Below are 14,214 nucleotides of genomic sequence, written 5' to 3'. Positions count from 1 at the left end.
AAGAATGGACGAGTTGTCGTTTAATCGTCGTGCCGTCATGAAGGGGATGCTTATGGGATCGGCGGCGCCTTGGGTCCTGACATCAAGGGCCTTTGCTGGGTCGTGTGGTGATCACATCGTGCGCATTGCCGCGACCGCTTCACCCGATACGCTGAACCCCTTTGCGACCTGGGGCTCGTTCTGGCCGACGGCGTTCTCCTATGATTTCCTGGTCGCCGTGGACGCCCAGCGCCACGCTGATCGGCAGGGATTTGCCAAGGCGTGGTCCGTTGCGGACGACAACGTCACATGGACCTTCAAGATGTGGCCAGACATGAAGTGGTCGGATGGCCAGCCTGCTACTGCCCGGGATGCCGCATTCACCTATAATTACCTGCGTGGTTCCATCGGCAAGCCCGACGAGTTGAACATCGGCTGGAACAACACTGACGGCTTGCAAAATGTTGAGTCGATCACAGCGATTGATGACGAGACTTTGCAAATCGTGACCAAGGTCCCCACCCGCTGGCCAATAGACAACTGGATCATGATTGTCCCCGAGCACATCTGGAAAAACATCAGCTACGCCGATGCGCGGAGCACCTTCCGCAACGACCCGCCGCTCGTGGGCACGGGGCCTATGATCGTAGAAGAATTCCAGCAGGGTCAATTCGCCCGTTTCACGCCGAACAAGTATTTCCGGGCGGGGCAGCCGAAGACGGCCGGCATGGTCTTCCACTTCTTCAACTCGGCCGATCTTATCGCGCAGGGTCTAAAGAGTGGTAGCCTTAATTATGGCTTCTACCTGACAGCTGCCCAGTGGGCCGACCTCTCGAAGGATCCCGACATCGTGGTCGGTGAATCGCGCATCGAGCAGCGGGACTTTTTGGCCTTCAACACTCTCTCCGGGAAGGGGGCAGGCAGCACCAAGGCGCTGCAGGATCCGTTGTTTCGCGATGCGATCGGTCACGCGATCGACCAGAAGGCCATCGTCGATCGCGCCCTGCGCGGGCACGGCGACCCCGGCGTTGGACTGGTCATGCCGGCGGCGACCGATTACTACTCGGACCTAAGTGATATCAGGCGCCACTTTGATCTCGCCGAGGCGGGTCGCCGGCTCGATGCTGCCGGCTATCAGGACGCGAACGGCGACGGCGTCCGGGAGGATAAGGAGGGTAAGAGCTTCCAGCTTGAGCTGATAACCGGGCCTTCGGCCAACATCGAGCTGCCGATCGCGGCCGTGGAGCTGATCGCTGACTGGCTCGGACAAATTGGCATCCCGGTATCGGTGACCCGGCTCGACGGCGGTGCGTTAGGTGCCCGTTGGGCAGCTCCGGAGAATGGCGGCGGAGGCTGGGATCTGCTCATTGACAACAACTGGCTATCTCCCTTCCCTCACGACCTGCTCATCCTCGGCAGCGGCAAGGCCATCGGGACCAATAACAGATCGTTCTGGGCAAATGAGAAATTCGACAAGCTCCTGTCAGAGGTCGAGGTCACCGTCGACGTCAAGAAAAGCCAAGAGCTGGTCGATCAGGCTGTGCGGCTGATTTACACCGAGGCGCCCTACATCATGCTATGCTACCCCACCCTGCTCGAAGCTCGTCGCAAGGATTGCTTCGAGGGCTGGGGGGCACAGGGCATGATGTCGATGGTGGGGTTCTTTCCGTTCGATCGCCTGAGGCCCGTCTAAGATGGTTTCTAATAAGCCGGGAGGCCGGACGAGCCAGCACATCGGGCGCATCCTCTTTCGGGCGGCCATGACGCTTCTGATGGTGGCGACCCTGAACTTCATCCTGTTCAGGGTTATTCCAGGCGACCCTGCCGCGCTTCTGCTTGCCGGGGCGCGTACCAGCGTGACCGCTGAGCAGATCGAGGCGCAGCGTCAGAACTGGGGCCTCAATCAGCCGCTTTTTCCGGACCAGGTGGTCGACTACTTGTCGGCTACTCTGCGTGGCGATTTCGGCTACAGCTTCAAGTTCAGGGGCAGGCATGTCTCTGACCTGATTTTGGAGCGCTTGCCGGCCACCATCGCCCTGGTCGGTCTAGCCCAATTCATCGCCATCCTGTGCGGGGTTATGCTCGGCATATATGCTGGTTGGCGCCGGGGAGGAGCCGTCGACCATATCGTCACGGGAGCCTCTTTGGCGCTCTATTCTACGCCGTCTTTCTGGCTCGGCATGCTCCTGGTGGTGATCTTCAGTACGGCATTGGGCTGGCTTCCGGGCTATGGTCGATATTCACCTGGCACTATCAGCGGTTCCCTTGATTGGTTTCTCGATTACCTGCTGCATCTCGTGCTTCCGGTCACGGCAATGGCCCTTGGACTAATCGGCCAATACGTCGTGGTCGCTCGTGCCGCGATGAGCGACGTTGTTACCGAGGACTACATGGTGACCGCGCGCGCCAAGGGGCTGACCGGCGGACAGATGCTGATGCGGCATGCATTTCGAAATGCAATGCTGCCGGTTGTGACCTTGATTAGCCTTAACCTTGGCTATGTAGTGGCAGGTGCCATTACGGTCGAAGCTGTTTTCGCCTGGCCGGGGATCGGCGGCCTCACCGTCGAGGCGCTCAACGCGCGAGACTACCCAGTCCTTCAAGGAATTTTTCTGTTGCTCGGTGCATCGATCGTTGTCGCGAACCTCGTAGCAGATCTGGCTTACGGCATGCTTGATCCGAGAGTCCGGCGATGAGTGGGAGTACAGTTCGGTATTCCCCGCTTAGCCGAGGGCGAGCGATCAAGGAGTTCCTGCGTAAATTTCTTGGCTATCGTGGGGCTCAGCTCGGCCTATTGTGTCTCGTGTTCTTCCTTGTGCAGGCGGCGGTACCCCATTTCCTCGTGGGCCCACTTGAGACGGTAGCCACCGCAACTGGTGACTTCCTCGCTCCGCCGTCAAGCCTACATCTGCTGGGGACGGACGAAGTGGGGCGCGACGTGCTCAATCTTGTCGCCCATGGTGCCCGGATCTCGCTTATGATTGCGCTGCTGGCGACTGTGATCAGCCTGGTGGTCGGGACTACGATCGGTATGACGGCTGGCTACTATGGTGGAAACGTTGACGTCTGGCTGATGCGCTTGACGGACTTCTTTTTCGTCATGCCGTCCTTCGTGCTGGCGCTGGTCATCACACCCGTGGTTCTCGAAGTGATGGGGCGCGGCGGAGATATCCTGGGCTTTCGTCCTTCTCTTTTCGTGATCATTGTCGTTATCGGCATGACAAGCTGGTCGTTCGTCGCCCGTGTTGTACGCAGCCAGACACTGTCGCTTAAGGAGCGAACATTCATTGATCGTGCGCGCGTTGGGGGCAGCAGCAATCTGAGCATCATGGCAAGGCACATCCTCCCCAATCTCGTGCCGCAAATCGCGGCCAACGGGGCTCTGGTCGTCGCTGGCGCGATTTATGTCGAGACGTCGCTCTCGTTCCTCGGGCTTGGCGACCCGCTGCAGCCTTCATGGGGCACTTTGCTTTCACAGGCTCAGCGCGCCGGCGCGGCCAGTGCCGGAGCCTGGTGGTATCTTGGTGCCCCCGGAGTGTGCGTCCTCACGGTTTCCCTGAGCTTCGTCCTGATCGGCAATGCCCTCGACGACACGTTCAATCCACGGCGAAGGGTTATTCCATGACAGACTCCTCCCATGAAAAGCCGCCGCTTTTGGACGTCAAAGATCTCTCTGTTGACTATGGGCTAAAGGGCGTTTCTTCGCGAGCCCTCGACCACGTAAGCTTCGCCCTTCGAGCCGGAGAGGCCGTCGGTCTCGTCGGAGAATCGGGCAGTGGCAAGACCACGACTGCCATGGCGATCGCGGGTCTGCTGTCACCCAACGCAAGGGTCAGCGAGGGCGAGGTGCGTTATCGCGGTAGCCGACTGCCGATCGACGATGATGCCGCGATGCGGCCACATCGCTGGAGCGAAACGTCCGTAGTCTTCCAGGGCGCAATGAATGCGCTCAACCCCGTTCACCGCATCATCAAGCAGATCGCTGAGCCGTGCATGCTGAAGCTCGGCATGTCGCGCGGTGAGGCGACCGCTCGGGGAAAGGAGCTGCTCGAGCTCGTCGGCATTCCGGCGGATCGCGGCGCCGCCTATCCGCACGAGTTGTCGGGTGGTATGCGTCAGAGGGTGATGATTGCCATGGCGCTCGCATGTCGCCCCTCGATCGTCATCGGCGATGAGCCCACCACGGCGCTGGACGTCATAACACAGGCTCAGATCCTGAAGCTGCTGGGTGAGTTGCGATCGAGGCTTGGCCTTGCCCTCATTTTGATCACCCACGACCTTTCTGTCGTGGCTGAGTGTTGTGATCGCGTCATGATCATGTACGCGGGCCGGATCGTTGAGGATGGCACTGTCGCCGAGATCTTCGCCAGACCTAAGCACCCCTACACTAGACTGCTGATCGACTCGATCCCGAACCCAGAGAGCGGCAAAAAGATGATCCGGCCAATACCGGGCGATCCTCCCAACCTGGTGAATCGGCCCTTAGGCTGCGCGTTCCATCCACGTTGCCCGTCGGCCCTGGGGATTTGCACGACCAAAGTCCCTAGCCTCGATAAATTGGGGCGGGGACGCGTTGCCTGTCATCTTCACCGGTCCTCGCAGGAAGACAAGGTCGCAGCTCATGCCTGACACCGCCGATATCCTGCGTCTCGAGAGCCTGCAGGTCCATTTTCCTATCCAGGGCGGGCTGTTCGACCGTGTCCTGGGCCGACCTGCCGGCGCCGTACGCGCGGTGGACGGGATCGACCTCAACGTCCGACGCGGTGAGATCGTCGCCCTGGTCGGGGAATCGGGAAGTGGCAAGACGACCGTGGGCCGCGTCATCACCAAACTTGCCCAGCCAACAGGCGGCAAGTTGCTGTTCGAAGGCCGCGACATGACGTCGGTTCATGGCGCCTCGGCGCTGCGTCCTTACCGCCATCGCGTGCAAATGATTTTCCAGGACGCCTATCAGGCGCTCAATCCGCGACATACCGTGTTCGATATCGTGGCGGAGCCGCTGCGGTCGCTTCGGCTGGTCGATAACCGGACACAGCTCACCGACCGTGTGAGCGAAGCGCTTGCATCCGCCGGGCTCAATCCCCCGGGTGATTTCTTCTCCCGGTTCCCCCATGAATTGTCTGGAGGGCAACGCCAGCGGGTGGTGATTGCCGGAGCACTTGCCGTGAAGCCGGAGCTCATCGTCGCTGACGAACCTGTCTCGATGCTCGATGTCTCGATACGAGCACAGATTCTTCAAGTCCTAGTTGACTTGCGCCACAAGCACAATATGGCGCTGCTATTCATCACCCACGACTTGCCGCTTGCCTGGTTGATCGCCGACCGGATTGCAGTCTTGTATCTAGGAAAATTAGTCGAGATCGGCAGTGCCGACGAGGTCACATTCAGCCCCCGCCATCCGTATACCGTCGCCTTGCGTAACGCCACCCCGCAGATTGGCGGCGATGCAGGTCGCGCCGAGCTGCCGACCCTGCAAGGTGAGGTTCCAAGTGCCGCGCGCGTGCCGAAGGGCTGTCGGTTCCATCCGCGTTGCCCACTGGCCTTCGATCGTTGTCGGGAAGAGGAGCCGCTGGCCATCGACGTGGGGCCGCAGCACATGTCCGCGTGCTGGCTTGGGGCAATCTGCCCGTCGTCCGGAGACCTGGCGTGACCGGAGAGTGACCATTCTCTCGAGCCAGAAGCTAGGAGCGATGTTGCGCCGGCATTGGCCAAGTGTCAGGCGAAGTGAGAAACTGACCCCCTAACGAAACGAAGAACTGACCCCTCATTTTTGAGAGGATCAGTGGATGCAAGAAGAATTTCCATCGAAGCTCGCCTTGTCGACAACAATGCGGGTTGAGGAGATGCGGTCGGGGGAAGAAGTTTCAGCGATGGTTCGGCTGCATGAGGTCGGCTGGGGTGCGAAGCGCATTGCGCAAGAGTTCGGTTGCGCGCGCAATACGGTTCGCCGCTATCTGCGTGAAGGTGGTGTCGTGGCGTATCGCCAGCCTGCTCGTCGAACTGCATTCGACGGTCTGGACGATTGGCTTAGAGAGCGTTTCTTTCGTCATGATGGAAACGCGGATGTCATTCGCCAGGAATTGGCGAGCGAACATGGTATCGTGATCGGGCTTCGCTCGGTGGAGCTGAGAGTGAAGCGCTGGCGGCGGGAATTGAAGGCGCAGAAGCGCGCGACGGTTCGCTTTGAGACGGCGCCAGGTCATCAGATGCAGATCGACTTTGGCGATACGCGCGTGTGGATCGGCGGGGAGCGGTTGCGCGTTCACCTGTTCGTGGGGACGCTGGGCTATTCGCGACGGGTGCATATCCGCCCCTCTTTACGGGAGCGCCAGGCGGACTGGTTTGATGGGATGGAAGGAGCCTTCCTGCGCTTCAGCGGGGTTCCAGCGGAGGTTCTGCTGGATAATGCGAAGGCTCTGGTCGAGCACCATGACGCGGTGACGCGCGAGGTGAGGTTCAATGCCCGACTGCATGCCTTTGCCCGCTACTGGGGCTTTACGCCACGAGCTTGCGCGCCATATCGGGCCCGCACGAAGGGCAAGGACGAGCGTGGGGTCGCCTACGTCAAGAAGAACGCGATCGCCGGCCGCCGTTTCGAGAGCTGGGCGGCGTTCGAGGCGCATCTGGATCGGTGGACGCGCGAGATTGCCGACCAGCGTGAGCATGGCACGACCGGCGTCGCGCCTGCGGAACGTTTTGCCGCTGAGGCCGGTGCGCTTCGGCCGCTTGCAGGCCGGGCGCCGTTCGGACAACTACGTGATCTGGTGCGCAAGGTTCAGGCGGACTGCGCGATCGACCTCGATACGAACAGCTACTCAGTGCCCTGGCGCCTGATCGGAGAGAGCGTTCAGGTAGTGGTTCTGGCCGGTCGCGTCATCATCCGTCATGCGGGCCGGGTGGTGGCTGATCATTCCCAATGCCAAGGCCGCCGACAACGGATCGTGGACCGGGCGCATTTTGTCGGCGTGGCTGGCGCCGAGGGACCAGTGCGCGCAGCAGCCCCTATAGAGATTGCTCCTTGCGCCTTGCTGCGGCCGCTGGCCGAATACGAGGCGGTTGTCGGGGGAGGCTGGTGATGACGACCGTGGATCACGACATGCTGGTCGCGACACTCGACCGGTTGAAGCTGACGGCAATCCGCGATCAACTCGACACGCTGCTGGATGAGGCTGCACGCTCGAAGATGACCTTGCGCGAGGCTTTGGCTTTCCTTGTGTCGCGCGAGATCGCGCGGCGTGACGAGCGGCGGATATTGATGTCGAGCAAACTGGCGCAGTTCCCGTTCGTGCGCGAACTCGACGGCTTCGACTTCGACGCGCAGCCATCGCTGGATCAGGGACAGATCAGGGGGCTTGCGACCTGCCGCTGGATCGCCCACGGCGACACAGTCCTGTTCCTTGGCCCTCCGGGCACGGGCAAGACCCATCTTGCAGTGAGCCTTGGCCGCGAGGCAATCCGCCAGAATTACAACGTGCAGTTCGTCACGGCAGCCACGTTGGTGGCGATGTTGGCCAAGGCCCACAGCGACGGCTCGCTCGACAAGCAGTTGACGATCCTGTCACGGCCGAAATTGCTGATCATCGACGAGCTCGGATATCTTCCCTTCGAGGCCAATGCCGCCCACCTCTTCTTCCAACTGGTGTCGCGCCGCTACGAGAAGGGATCGATCCTGATTACCTCCAACCGTTCGGTGGGTGAATGGGGGAGCGTTTTTGGAGATCCCGTGGTGGCCACGGCAATCTTGGATCGCCTGCTTCACCATTCAACTGTGATCACCATCAGGGGGGACAGCTACAGGCTGCGCGAAAAGCGACGGTCCGGCCTTCTGCAGAAGGTCGGCTCGGTGCCCGAAACAAACGAAACAGCAAACCAATGAAGGGGTCAGTTCTTCAGTTCGCCAAAGGGGTCAATTCCTGGATTCGTTTGACACCAAGTCCGGCGGGATTTCACCGAAGTCGATTGGACGACGGGTGAGGGGGTTCCCTCATCCAACGAGCCGAGCGAAATCGCTCGGCTGTTGATCCGGAGTCCACCGAGCCTCCCATACGCCGCAATACAGCTCTTTGCAGCACAAACTGGCAAGAACCGGACATTGTTCCTATTCGTCAAGGGTCGGAACTGTTGTGATCGAGCATTCGATTAAGTCGACGGCACGCTGAAGAATCGCCTTGGTCCGAGCAGGATCGGATGAAGCGGCGATGACATGTCCGATCCAATCTCGGGAGTCGCCTTTCCTGACGACCGGCGTCTTGGGTTCAACATAGAATTGGACCTCGGCTACACCTGCTATCGCAGCGGCCCGAGTGTCGCCAGCGATCGATTCGAGGATGCCATCGCAATCAGGAACGAAGATCCGCGCGGCTGCAGTCTGCGAATGCCTTCTGCACAAATCCCATTCCTCGCCGATGGCAAGCTGAATGTGCTCGGTGATGAGATCGACACCGTACGCTAACTGAATCATTTGGGGATCCGGCGTGCCAGGAAGACGCGGATTGACCTCGATGACGACTGGGCCACGTTTCGTCCATCGGAGTTCAATGTTCGTTGGCCCCCAGCCAAGACCGAGAGCTCGCAAACAGCTCAGCGAAACATCGGTGATACGCTCATGCTCGTCATCAGTCAGCGGGGCCGGAAAGGTGTATTCACGAAAGACGAAATGCGGCGGGGGGCCGAACTCAGCGGCGACAATCCCGATGACCTCATTGCCCATTATCTCAGCGCCGTAATATGGGCCTTGTGCGAATTCTTCGACCAGTATCTTCGGTGAAGAATGCCATGTGTGCTTCCCGCCCAGCAGATAAGCTGTATGTTCGGCTAACTCATCAACGTCGCGGCACAATCGGACACCCCTGCTGCCGCCGCTGCCTAGGGCTGGCTTAAGAACTACCGGCAGGCCGACGTCTGCCGCAGAGTTTTGTACATCCATTTCATTCGCGGCCAAGTGATAAGCAGGTACGGGAACGCCGGCGTCCGCAAGGAGCTGACGTTGAGTGAATTTGTCGCAGCATCGTTCAATCGATGCGGGGTTCGGTCCCGGTAGATCGAAATGCCGGCAGAGCTTGCCGACTGCCGCATAGACATTCTCTTCGGTGCTCGCAATACCAGCGATCTCATAGCTCGCACGCAGCTGAGAACATTCCCGGATCAGCGCCTCGAGATTGTCTGTATCGACCCGGATTGCCTCAACCCTTTCCGCCGCAATGTAGTCGTACTGAGACGGATCGGCCGACAGGGTAATTGGATGAAGACCCAGACGCTTGGCCGCTTGGACGTAGAGCAGACCAGTACACCTTCTATGGCCTTCAACCAGGATGAGCGCTCTACTTACCATTGGGGTTGACCCTCCGATGCGTGCTGTGCCGCGATCTGAGCGTGAGAAGGCATCATCTTTTTAGCGGTGCCGGAACCTCAGATTCGTACTGAACGTATCAACGCCAGCGGCCTGCGGTCGCAAAGATTCTGTAAAATTACTTGAAGGACCTGTTGCAACGCTTGGTTTGCCGGCGGTGTGGCACGGAGCGTCTGGACGGCGCCGAGCGCCATAATTCGGCTAACTTCATCGAAGTCGTCGTGGCGCTGGTATTTGCGTCATCTCGGCGCCAGCGCCAAGCGCCCATCCCCTTGATCATGCCCGCTCGGCGCCGCTGGCCCTGCCTTAGCGGTGCCACACCGGAAGAGCGGATCATGCGCGAGCCGGGCAAACTTGAGGCAGGTACCACCCAGCAGGTAGTGTCGGATGAGCCGCGGCCGATCTCGACTCTCACCGGCTGTCGAACAGGATTTCGGCACACCCTCAGGAAACCCCCTCTAAAGATCACCCTATTATGTTGACGAATTTTTCGATTATGACACAAAGAAGTAAATAAAACTCAATGGAGTTTCATATTATAAAATATGTTTTCGAAATAAAATCTGCATTTTTCCTGCTATAATACAAATGAATATGAATTGCGATGCTTGAACCTCGCTGTAAGCCGCACCGAATGGTTGTGAAAGGAAGCCCTATGTCTGCTGTAGAGGCTGGAGAAGACGCCGTGCGCGCCACTCGTTTCCACAATGAATCGGATTCATGGATACCGGGAGCGATAGGCCGTCCGTTCGCCAAGCTCCTGGACGACGGCTGTCTTGGCAAACAAGAACCCAATTCCGCGGCCGCGAACGACTTGCTCGAAAGGCACCCCCCGGTGACAAGACGCACCGCGACGCGGCCCGCGATTGCGGCATTTGTCGTCACCTGCTTGCCACTGCCACGCGATGTCTTCGACAAGTTGAAAGGCGAACAGGGCGCCTTGGCCGGAATGCCGGACCGTTCAAGGCGATACATCCCCATTGATTCCCGGAATAGGTTTGAGATCCCCCGTCCGGCGGCAGCAGTTTGCGTGCATTTCGCTGCAAGCGCCTGGGACAGCCATGCTCAGCAATATACGACAACAGCTCATGGGTGAGCCGCGGCCATTGCCGCCGATGAGGACTCTACTGCATCGAACCTGCCCCTATACGGAGGAATTGGCATGAATACCCTGGATCAACGGACGGCACTGGAGCAAGCCGCACGAGAGCGCATCAAGGATTCCCACACTCTCGATGGCGACGCCGGTCGCTTGGCCCACTTCTATCGCGGATGGGCCAGTTCTTACGAGTTGGATGTCGGCCGCGACGGGTACTGCGGGCCGATGATCGTGGCGGAACTGGCGGGCGCCGTGCAGACAGCCTATTTGGCCAGGCAGCGAACTGCCATCGCAATCCTGGACGCCGGTTGCGGAACGGGCCTCGTCGGCGTGGAACTGGAACGCCTCGGCTTCCGGTGGATCGACGGGTTCGATCTTTCCGAGGAGATGGCCGAACAGGCTCGGCAAACCCGCGTCTACCGCCACGTACAAGGCAATGTCGATCTCAACGGGCCACTCTCCGACTATCCCAGCGCGAGCTATGACATCACGGTCTGCTGTGGCGTCTTCACGCTCGGGCATGTGCGACCGGATGGGCTACGCGAACTGGCCCGCGTCACGCGCCCGAACGGATTCATCATCGCAAGCACCCGCAAGAGCTATGCGGAGACCACATCCTTTGAAGACGAGGTGCGGCGTCTGCAGGATGCGGGCGTCCTTGTGCTGGCACAGTGTCTAAAAGACAGCAGATACGTGGCCGAGGAGGACGCGCATTACTGGGTTTTCCAGGTGCCCGAGAAGGCCAACGCACCAACGGAGGAGCGGCCATGACGATGCGACACGAAGAGCGCGAGGGCTTGTCCTGCCAGGACGTCGGGCTCTTCTACGACTTGCAGCCTATTCGAGGCGCGAAAGAACGCATCGCGAAGGTACCATCCTTCTCGACAATTCTTTACTGCCAGTCAAAAAACACCAAATTCGTTGTTCCTGCTCAATCGTCAAACAAAGGTGACCAATGCGCAAAGATCTCGTAGCAAAGCTGGACGACAAGCTGCGCGCGAAACGCGAAAGCTTTGACAAGCTGCCGGTGGTTGACATCGCGCCACTTCTCGATGGCAGCAATAAGCAGAGCGTGGCTAAGGAGATACGTTGGGCGTTGTCGAACACCGGGTTCATGTATGTGAAGAACCATGGTATTCGGCCGGATTTTCTGGATTCGGTGTTCGATGTGAGCCGCCGGTTCTTTGATCTGCCCATCTCGCAGAAGATGGCATTGCATGTTAGCAAATCCGATGTGGCGCTCCGCGGATACATCGAGCCGTTCGGGGAGAACACCGATCCGGGCAAGACGAAAGACCTGAAGGAGTGCTTTGACATCGGACCTGAACGTTCGACGCTGGAAGGTCCGTTTCTTGGCCCCAACCAATGGCCCTCAAGTTTGCCCGAGTTCCAGAAATTGACGTACGGATACCATAATAAAATGGTGGATCTCGCGAAAATACTCTTGAAGGGCATCGCGCTCAGTCTGGACCAGTCGGAAACCTATTTCGAGAACCTCATGCGCAACCCGATAAGCATTCAGCGCTTGCTTCATTATCCGCCGCAGAGTGGCTATATCAGCGAAGACGTCATCGGGATTGGTGCCCATACGGACTACGGCAATCTGACCATCCTGGCGCAGGACGACGTGGGTGGTCTTCAGGTCATGAACCGAGATGGCAACTGGGTAGAGGGCACGCCGATCCACGGCACATTCGTAATTAACATTGGCGACCTGATTCAGCGGCTCACCAATGATGTCTACCTGGCGAACATGCACCGCGTGGTGAATACCTCGGGGCGCGAGCGATACTCAATCCCTTTCTTTATCGACGCTGATTTCAACGCGGTCATCGAACCATTGCCCTCATGTATCACGGACAGCAACCCGCTTCGATACAACCCCGTGATGTGCGGCGAGCACAAATTCGCGCGTTTCGCAGCAAGTTATGCCCACTTGGCCAAAGCGTGATGAGAGCAGACAGGCAATTATTCAAGTGACACTGCCCGCCGCACCTTAAGGGCCAGACGGGCGCAGCTTCGTGAGGACGTGACCGAGAAATGAAGGTCATCCCCCAACCAGTGGAAAGTGATCCAGACCGAGCGCGAGAAGTTCACCTGTCGAGAATGCGAGATGATCACGCAGCCGCCAGCACCCGTCCAGCGTCGCGGGGCTTGGCCGGGCCGAACCTGTTGGCGATGATCCTTTTTGAGAAGTTCCCCAGCATTAGCCGTTGGACCGGCGGAGCGCTTGTCACCGCATGTGGCATCGATCTAAGCCTCTCCAAAGTGGCGGACCAGGTAGGCGCCAATGCCCCGGTGCTGAAGCCGGTGCACGCGCTGATCGAGGCGCATGTGCTTGCTGCCAAGCGTCTGCATGATGACCGCATTACCGTGCCGATCCTAGCGAGTGGCAAAGCCCACACCCGAACTTCCGTTATGGGGAACCGTGTCGTGGCTGCCCCCAACGCTGACCACATCGGTACGGAAACGGTGGCCTCTTCACACTCCTCACACGCTGGCTGGATCTCATCTCAATGTGACGGTCCCGTGCATGTCTATCCACAAACCTTGTGTCGGGAGCTGGACAAGAACGTCGGAAACCCGACGAAAAGGTCGCCAGGGCGTGGGCCATCGGTATGGGGAACTGGTGCAACTAAACGGCACGCAACTTGCTCGGGTCAGGGCGGACGGTCCCCGTTAAGGAGGTTGGTGATTGATCAAAATGGCGGCGGGCCGTTATGGGCCAGAGGCCGAGCGGATACCCTGTTTTTCGGTTCGCGACTCCCGATCTGATTGGATTCTTCAATGGTTCCTTGTTATTACGATCTCCCGTCCTTGACTGCCCTCACGGCATTCGAGGCCTTGGCACGCCATCTCTCATTCAAGCTTGCGGCTTCCGAGCTGGGCGTGACACCGGCAGAAATCAGTCAGCAGATCAAAGCTATAGAGGACGACCTTGGTGTTGCGCTGTTTGTAACGCGAGGAACCGGCGTGATGCTTACCAGCCCTGGCAACGACATCTACAGCGTGCTGGCAAGCAGCCTTTCCAAGGCATCCGATGTCGTCAGGGCCATTAAACGCGATGTTCCCGGAAAGTCACGATGCCTCAAGTGATGCGTTCGCGTCCCTGTGTTGATGCCGCACATGCCGCGCGTGGACTGGTACCGGCTAGTGAGAACGTTGGTCCTCAAGGTAGCTATCGACGTCGATAATCCGGCCGACGACGAGCGCCTGTTGCCGATGCTGAGCGTCACGTCGCTGCCTTCCGGGCTTTCCGCCTTCCACGCGATGATCCTGGCGGAACATGCTGCGCGCATTGCGGCCTAGCTAAGCTAGGCGGCGCTCCGCCGCCCTGGTGGCCCACCTCAGCGGAAATAGAAAAGCTCCGCCGCGAGCTCTATAGCAGCCGAGGAACCCGAGGCGCGGCTGATCGACCAACTGGAACTCCAGCTGGAGGAATTGGAGAGGGCGGCGAGCGAGGACGAACTGGTGGCCGGAGAGCGGCGGCCCCAACCAGAAGGTGCGCACCTTCGAGCGCAGGTGGGCGTCGCTCGACCCATCCCTGACCACCTGCGGCGTGAGCGGATCGTGATTGCCGCCCCCGAGAGCCGCCCATGCTGGGGCTCTCCAATGTTGTTGGAGCTGGGCGAGGATGTCACCGAGACACTGGAGCTGATCCCGCAGCGGCCGACGGTCATTCAGACCGGGGTGAGTAGTTCTCATTTTGACAATGCGAGAGGATAATACTGTCGCGGGCCCCCCCTTGCACGTGACGCGCCCGGTTTGCCGACACGAGGCATCGATC

General features: G+C 59.4%; 13 protein-coding genes and 1 pseudogene. 13 read left to right on the top strand and 1 reads right to left on the bottom strand.

Annotation, left to right across the window (positions count from 1 at the left end):
* Positions 1 to 4 precede the first annotated feature (4 nt).
* The 7 genes from NKI59_RS22030 (at position 5) to istB (ending at position 7,855) form a co-directional block, all read left to right on the top strand.
* Positions 5 to 1,672 carry an ABC transporter substrate-binding protein gene (locus NKI59_RS22030; RefSeq protein ID WP_352706795.1) on the top strand — a complete coding sequence of 556 codons (1,668 nt, stop codon included), beginning with the start codon at positions 5 to 7 and terminating at the stop codon, positions 1,670 to 1,672.
* Position 1,673: 1 nt separating this feature from the next.
* On the top strand, positions 1,674 to 2,675 hold the full coding sequence (locus tag NKI59_RS22025) for an ABC transporter permease (protein WP_352706793.1): 1,002 nt from the start codon (positions 1,674 to 1,676) through the stop codon (positions 2,673 to 2,675).
* A 281-nt stretch (positions 2,676 to 2,956) separates the two neighbouring features.
* Positions 2,957 to 3,604, top strand: coding sequence for an ABC transporter permease (locus NKI59_RS22020; protein ID WP_352706790.1), 648 nt, complete (start codon positions 2,957 to 2,959; stop codon positions 3,602 to 3,604).
* Entirely contained in the window at positions 3,601 to 4,608 is a 1,008-nt protein-coding gene (locus NKI59_RS22015; protein WP_352706788.1) for an ABC transporter ATP-binding protein, read from the top strand. Before NKI59_RS22020 ends, NKI59_RS22015 begins: the two co-directional genes overlap by 4 nt.
* A complete protein-coding gene (locus NKI59_RS22010) occupies positions 4,601 to 5,629 on the top strand; it encodes an ABC transporter ATP-binding protein (protein ID WP_352706786.1) in 1,029 nt (342 codons plus the stop codon). The genes NKI59_RS22015 and NKI59_RS22010 overlap by 8 nt, the downstream gene beginning before the upstream one ends.
* Positions 5,630 to 5,765: 136 nt before the next feature.
* Positions 5,766 to 7,055: an IS21 family transposase gene (istA, locus tag NKI59_RS22005; protein WP_352618700.1), complete on the top strand. Its 1,290-nt coding sequence runs from the start codon at positions 5,766 to 5,768 to the stop codon at positions 7,053 to 7,055.
* Complete coding sequence (gene istB, locus NKI59_RS22000) at positions 7,055 to 7,855, top strand: IS21-like element ISSme2 family helper ATPase IstB (protein WP_352706784.1); 801 nt, start codon at positions 7,055 to 7,057, stop codon at positions 7,853 to 7,855. The genes istA and istB overlap by 1 nt, the downstream gene beginning before the upstream one ends.
* A 222-nt stretch (positions 7,856 to 8,077) precedes the next feature.
* Here the strand turns inward: istB and NKI59_RS21995 are convergent, their stop codons facing one another.
* The gene (locus NKI59_RS21995) at positions 8,078 to 9,310 is read right to left on the bottom strand and encodes an ATP-grasp domain-containing protein (protein WP_352706782.1); all 1,233 of its coding nucleotides are present in this window, start codon (positions 9,308 to 9,310) and stop codon (positions 8,078 to 8,080) included.
* A 673-nt stretch (positions 9,311 to 9,983) separates the two neighbouring features.
* Between NKI59_RS21995 and NKI59_RS21990 the strand changes: the two genes are divergently transcribed.
* From NKI59_RS21990 to NKI59_RS21965, 6 genes and pseudogenes are all read left to right on the top strand, one after another.
* Entirely contained in the window at positions 9,984 to 10,424 is a 441-nt protein-coding gene (locus NKI59_RS21990) for a hypothetical protein (protein WP_352706779.1), read from the top strand.
* A gap of 66 nt (positions 10,425 to 10,490) precedes the next feature.
* Positions 10,491 to 11,198: a class I SAM-dependent DNA methyltransferase gene (locus NKI59_RS21985; protein ID WP_352706777.1), complete on the top strand. Its 708-nt coding sequence runs from the start codon at positions 10,491 to 10,493 to the stop codon at positions 11,196 to 11,198.
* Positions 11,199 to 11,382: 184 nt separating this feature from the next.
* Positions 11,383 to 12,378, top strand: a complete 996-nt coding sequence (locus NKI59_RS21980) for an isopenicillin N synthase family dioxygenase (protein ID WP_352706774.1) — start codon at positions 11,383 to 11,385, stop codon at positions 12,376 to 12,378.
* Positions 12,379 to 12,480: 102 nt separating this feature from the next.
* Positions 12,481 to 12,833, top strand: a pseudogene (locus NKI59_RS21975) (IS66 family transposase); the annotation flags it as partial.
* A gap of 411 nt (positions 12,834 to 13,244) precedes the next feature.
* Positions 13,245 to 13,523 carry a LysR family transcriptional regulator gene (locus tag NKI59_RS21970; protein WP_352706772.1) on the top strand — a complete coding sequence of 93 codons (279 nt, stop codon included), beginning with the start codon at positions 13,245 to 13,247 and terminating at the stop codon, positions 13,521 to 13,523.
* A gap of 30 nt (positions 13,524 to 13,553) precedes the next feature.
* Positions 13,554 to 13,736 (top strand): hypothetical protein, encoded by a 183-nt coding sequence (locus NKI59_RS21965; RefSeq protein WP_352706770.1) that lies wholly within the window; start codon positions 13,554 to 13,556, stop codon positions 13,734 to 13,736.
* The last annotated feature ends 478 nt before the right edge of the window (positions 13,737 to 14,214 follow it).

It is taken from the genome of Mesorhizobium sp. M0598 (assembly GCF_040320865.1).
In the GTDB taxonomy this organism is placed as follows: domain Bacteria; phylum Pseudomonadota; class Alphaproteobacteria; order Rhizobiales; family Rhizobiaceae; genus Mesorhizobium.
The sequence above is the reverse complement of the archived record's forward strand: the minus strand, read 5'-3'. Positions and strand labels throughout refer to the sequence as shown.

Bases quoted from the DNA above. Each gene is read 5' to 3' on its own strand.
- NKI59_RS21990 (WP_352706779.1), top strand. From the start codon at position 9,984: ATGTCTGCTGTAGAGGCTGGAGAAGACGCCGTGCGCGCCACTCGTTTC.
- NKI59_RS22025 (WP_352706793.1), top strand. From the start codon at position 1,674: ATGGTTTCTAATAAGCCGGGAGGCCGGACGAGCCAGCACATCGGGCGC.
- NKI59_RS22020 (WP_352706790.1), top strand. From the start codon at position 2,957: ATGATTGCGCTGCTGGCGACTGTGATCAGCCTGGTGGTCGGGACTACG.
- NKI59_RS21965 (WP_352706770.1), top strand. From the start codon at position 13,554: ATGCCGCGCGTGGACTGGTACCGGCTAGTGAGAACGTTGGTCCTCAAG.
- NKI59_RS21995 (WP_352706782.1), bottom strand. From the start codon at position 9,310: ATGGTAAGTAGAGCGCTCATCCTGGTTGAAGGCCATAGAAGGTGTACT.
- NKI59_RS22030 (WP_352706795.1), top strand. From the start codon at position 5: ATGGACGAGTTGTCGTTTAATCGTCGTGCCGTCATGAAGGGGATGCTT.
- istB (WP_352706784.1), top strand. From the start codon at position 7,055: ATGACGACCGTGGATCACGACATGCTGGTCGCGACACTCGACCGGTTG.
- NKI59_RS22015 (WP_352706788.1), top strand. From the start codon at position 3,601: ATGACAGACTCCTCCCATGAAAAGCCGCCGCTTTTGGACGTCAAAGAT.
- NKI59_RS21980 (WP_352706774.1), top strand. From the start codon at position 11,383: ATGCGCAAAGATCTCGTAGCAAAGCTGGACGACAAGCTGCGCGCGAAA.
- NKI59_RS22010 (WP_352706786.1), top strand. From the start codon at position 4,601: ATGCCTGACACCGCCGATATCCTGCGTCTCGAGAGCCTGCAGGTCCAT.
- istA (WP_352618700.1), top strand. From the start codon at position 5,766: ATGCAAGAAGAATTTCCATCGAAGCTCGCCTTGTCGACAACAATGCGG.
- NKI59_RS21985 (WP_352706777.1), top strand. From the start codon at position 10,491: ATGAATACCCTGGATCAACGGACGGCACTGGAGCAAGCCGCACGAGAG.